The sequence below is a fragment of the Intestinibacter sp. genome (assembly GCF_051866655.1).
GTDB lineage: Bacteria > Bacillota > Clostridia > Peptostreptococcales > Peptostreptococcaceae > Intestinibacter.
In genome coordinates, this window is the sequence record NZ_JBJDXL010000227.1 from 1 (window position 1) to 4,539 (window position 4,539).

Annotated in this window: 4 protein-coding genes; all 4 read left to right on the plus strand. The window is 29.8% G+C overall.

Annotated features, from left to right (window positions below):
* Positions 1–1,078 (plus strand): NUMOD1 domain-containing DNA-binding protein (locus ACI3VO_RS06825; protein WP_439757186.1); only part of this gene is annotated, 1,078 nt, incomplete at its 5' end.
* Positions 1,079–1,380: 302 nt separating this feature from the next.
* Positions 1,381–2,436 (plus strand): NUMOD1 domain-containing DNA-binding protein, encoded by a 1,056-nt coding sequence (locus tag ACI3VO_RS06830; protein WP_439757187.1) that lies wholly within the window; start codon positions 1,381–1,383, stop codon positions 2,434–2,436.
* 275 nt (positions 2,437–2,711) lie between these two features.
* A complete protein-coding gene (locus ACI3VO_RS06835; RefSeq protein WP_439757188.1) occupies positions 2,712–3,539 on the plus strand; it encodes a hypothetical protein in 828 nt (275 codons plus the stop codon).
* Between the two features lie 38 nt (positions 3,540–3,577).
* Positions 3,578–4,501, plus strand: a complete 924-nt coding sequence (locus ACI3VO_RS06840) for a hypothetical protein (protein ID WP_439757189.1) — start codon at positions 3,578–3,580, stop codon at positions 4,499–4,501.
* Positions 4,502–4,539 lie beyond the last annotated feature (38 nt).

Consider the following 4,539-nt stretch of genomic DNA (forward strand, 5'->3'; position numbering starts at 1 on the left):
GATAATTTTTTTCATCTTTGGTTATCCAATTTTTCTTTGTAATAATAAAATTTACATAGGAGTACATGGAACGGAAATGCCAGATAAATTCGATGGCTATTTAGGGTGTAACTGTTATTCAAATGCCCCAAGTTCCTATGCACATCCAAAATATCCGTTTCAATACGCTGTAAAGAAATATGGACCAAAGAACTTTATCAGAAAGGTATTAAAAGTATTTGATGATTTACAGGATGCTTTAGACCTAGAACGTTGGTTAGTTTGTCCAGAATTTATTGCAAGGAAGGATACTTATAATGTTACTCTTGGAGGAGGAATGCCTCCTAAACCATGTAAAGTTATTTATCAGTATAACTTAAACGGAGAATTTATTAAAGAGTGGTCTAGTATCACAGAAGCAGCGTTATATTATAAATGTAGTTCATCTAGTATAGGAACAGCTATTTTTGAAAGAACTCCTAGTATTGGATATTTATGGTCAGATCATAAATATGATCTAATAAATATTGATGAATTTAGAATAGACTGCAACAAAACTAAATGCTACTTATATGATATAAATGGAAATTATTTACAAGAATTTAAATCTTTAACAGACTGTTCTAATTTTATAAATATAACTATAAATACTTTATCTACAGCTATTAAAATAAAATCTCTGTGTAATAAACAATTTTATGTTTCTGATATAAAATATGACAAATTTCCTATTCCGCAATCAGAAAGTCATAGAAATAAACCAGTATATCAATATGATTTAGAAGGAAACTTTATTAGAGAGTATGAATCAGAATCAGAGGCAATAAGAGATTTAGGAGAATCACTAAATATCTATAGAGCTGTTAGAACAGGAAATTCTTCAATGGGATTTCAGTGGAGTTGGGAACGAGTTCCGAATATGAAGAAATTAAAAACTAAAACTCAAGCAAGAAAAGTTGGAAAATATACTAAAGAGGGAGAACTAATACAAGTATTCAATACAGTTAGAGAGGCAAAAAAAGATACTTGTGGTGCTCCTAATGTACTATCTGGCAAAAGAAAAACTGCTGGAGGATACATTTGGAAATATATTGATTAAATCTTATATCAAGTTAAAGATATAGTCCAAAAATATAGACTTAAAGTCTACTTTACGCAGATGTTTACTTTGAAGGGCGGTGATTTTATCACAAATCGTTTCCCTAAACAAAATTACGCTGGGGAATAAATTACGTGAGTAATTTACATAAAATTTCTTTAACTGCTGGAAGTTCCTAATTGATAGGATAATCAGCAACCAAGATCTTTATAAATACAAGCAATGTGAAGTATTAAGATAAGGTTCAACGACTAGTCCGAACGGACGTAGTTATTTATTAATAACGAAATGGGAAATAACTTATGAAGTATATAGTATATATAACAATAAACAAAGAAAATAATAAAATTTATATTGGTCAGCATGTGACTGACAACGAGAATACATTTGATGGATATATAGGAAATATGGTTAATGTATTTAATCCTAGTACTATTAAAAATCCAAAAACTAAATTTCAATGTGCTGTTAAAAAACATGGATTTGATAAATTTCATAGATATATTTTAGCAACTTTTGATACACTAGAAGATGCTTTATTATTAGAAAATTTTTTAGTAAATAAAACATTCTTGGAGAGAGAAGATGTATATAATATAGCAGAAGGAGGTCAAAGAGTAAATTTGGAGAAAGAAGTTAATCAGTTCTCATTAGATGGAACTTTGATAGAGAGTTTTTCCTCTATAAAACAAGCCTCTGAAAAAACAGGAATAAATGAATATGGAATATCTATAGGTATGAGGAACAAGAAAAGTTGTGGAAATTACTTTTGGAGTGCTGATTCTACAATAGATATAAAGGAATATTCATATTTAGGGAATAATGCTAAACCTGTTTATATGTTCTCTTTAAATGGGGAATTATTAAAAGTTTATAATTCTACATCGGAAGCTGCAGAAGATTCTGATGCAGCTAGAGAATCAATCAGAGATGCTATTCATAAAATGACTGCTATACATAAACATTATTATTCATATAATCCTGAATTTAATAAGACTGTAAATACTAATAGGATTATATATCAATATGATATGAATGGAAATTTTATAAAAGAAGATTCTGTTGCTAATTTCTGTGAAGAACTAAATTTAGATTGTAAAAAATTATATAAAGCAGCTAATTCTGGATTAACTTTAGGCAAATATCAATGGAATATAAATAAGGTTATAAAAATGAATGATAAATCTAATTATAGTAATCCAGGCATTAAAAGAAAAGTTGGTCAGTATGATTTAAATGGTAATTTAATTAATGAATTTGAATCCGTTGCAGAATGCAAGAAAATATATACTAATGTACGCAAAGTTTTAAATGGTCAAATATCCACTACTAAAGGATATGTGTTTAAATACATTTAAATTAAATAAGTTAATGATATAGTCTAATCTTAATAAAAATATTAAGTTAATATTACCTCCTAAAGGGCGTAGGAGGATTAGACGGTTTGTCATCTGGAGTAGTTTCTTCTGCTGTAGCTGCTAATAAGTTAATTAACTGGGGATACTCAGGTGTTGGAGTATTCTCTCCTTATCGTAGCTTCATTTTAGAGGAAATCTAATAAAAGATATAAAACTAATAAGGGAAGATTTACTCTTCCCTTATTCTTAAATAGTATAAGTAATAATGAATTAATATGGAAGAGTCAAAAATAGTTTTAAGAAGTGTTTTTGGTAAGGTAGGAATGAAATACTACATCCAACCTTGTAGAGATAAGAATGGAAATTGGCCTGAGTGTGTTAAGCAGGTTGATTCATTTGGAAATATGATTGTTTCTGATGCTGAAAGAAATAGTGGCAAACCTTTTATTAAAGTAACAGAGACATTTACAATAGAAGATGGGAAAACTTTTGATCTTACTGATCCTTGGGATGAGGCAAGATGGGAAGCAATTAAAAATTGTCCTATGATTGCAGATTCTAGAGAACAAAGAGATGCTAAAGGTAATCTTATTATAGACGGTGATTCTAAACGATATGGAAGAGCCGAACTTTATATAGAAAGACCTGGAGTAGAAGTACAAAAGAAAGTTAGTAAGAGACAAAAGATTCATGATGCTGAAAGTTATATATTTGATGATCCTAGAGGAGCAGAAGGTAGATTAAAGGTAGCCAGAATACTTGGTAAACACATGTCTCATGCTTCTGATTCAGATATTAAGGATTATCTGTTAGAGATTGCATCTAGAGATCCAGATAAAATTATTAAATTATATACTGGAGAAGATTTAGAGTTAAGAACGCTCTTCTTAGATGCAAGAGATAAAGGAGTTATCAGAAGTGTTTCTGGTATTTATGTTTATGGTGATGGAATCTCTTTAGGAGGAACTATTGATGTAGTTATTTCATGGATGCGAGATCCTAGAAATAAGAAGTTATTAGAATCTATAAAGAGAGATACTTATCCTGATTTAGAGGTAAGTAATCCAAAAGCCTTAGAGAAATTAAATAAAGAAAATAAATAATGACACTTAAGCAGCTCTACGAAGCCTTATTGGTGGAAATGAATAAAGTAGAAGCTCCAAGTCTTTTACTCCCAGATTTTAACTATTTAGTAAATAAAGCTGTATTGCAATATATAAATACTAGATATAATATCTATGATGCTAATCAGCAAACTACTGATGATTTGAGAGTATTAAAAGCGACTGCTATACTTCCTGTTAAGAAAGCTGATTCAGCTTATGGTACTGCTGATTCAGAAACAATTAAAGGTTTGTATGGAGCTACATATGAGGCCGATCTGCCTGATGATTATCTTCATATGCTTAATTGTGTTTGTATATTTAAAGTAAATGAACAAAAAGACTGTTGGGATGCAGGAGATTTATGGAATTGTGGAGCAACAAGATTGACTTCTGATATGTGGCCTCTAGTTATTAATAATTTCTATATGAGACCATCTTATAGACGTCCTTATTATTTTATCCATAATGTAAACAAATCTACTGATCTTCCAACTAATAGTTATGTATCTGATACTAGTTTAGGAACTGGAACAGATACTCCATCCGGAGACTATAACTATGAAACTAATTCTAATCTTTCAAGATCTATTAAAATTGGAAATAAACAAGAAAGTTTAGTTGAAAAGAATATAGGTCATAGATTTGGTAATGCCAGTACAGTCAGATGTGAGATTAGATATGGACGTGATGATTCTGTATTTCAATTAAAGAATATTCATATTGATTATCTAAAATCACCTCAACATTTACGTTTAACACAAACACAATTAGATTCTACAAGAGATACATCACAAATGATGGAATTTCCTGATTATGTATGTCAAGAGATTATTAATGGGTTGGTAAAATTAGTCATGGAGAACTCTAGTGATCCAAGACTTCAAACTAATATTCCAGTTAATCAGACTATAGCACCGCCAGCTCAGCTACAGTCACAACAACAAACTAAAAAATCATAATTATGTTTCAATATACAGGTACATATATTTTAAACTCA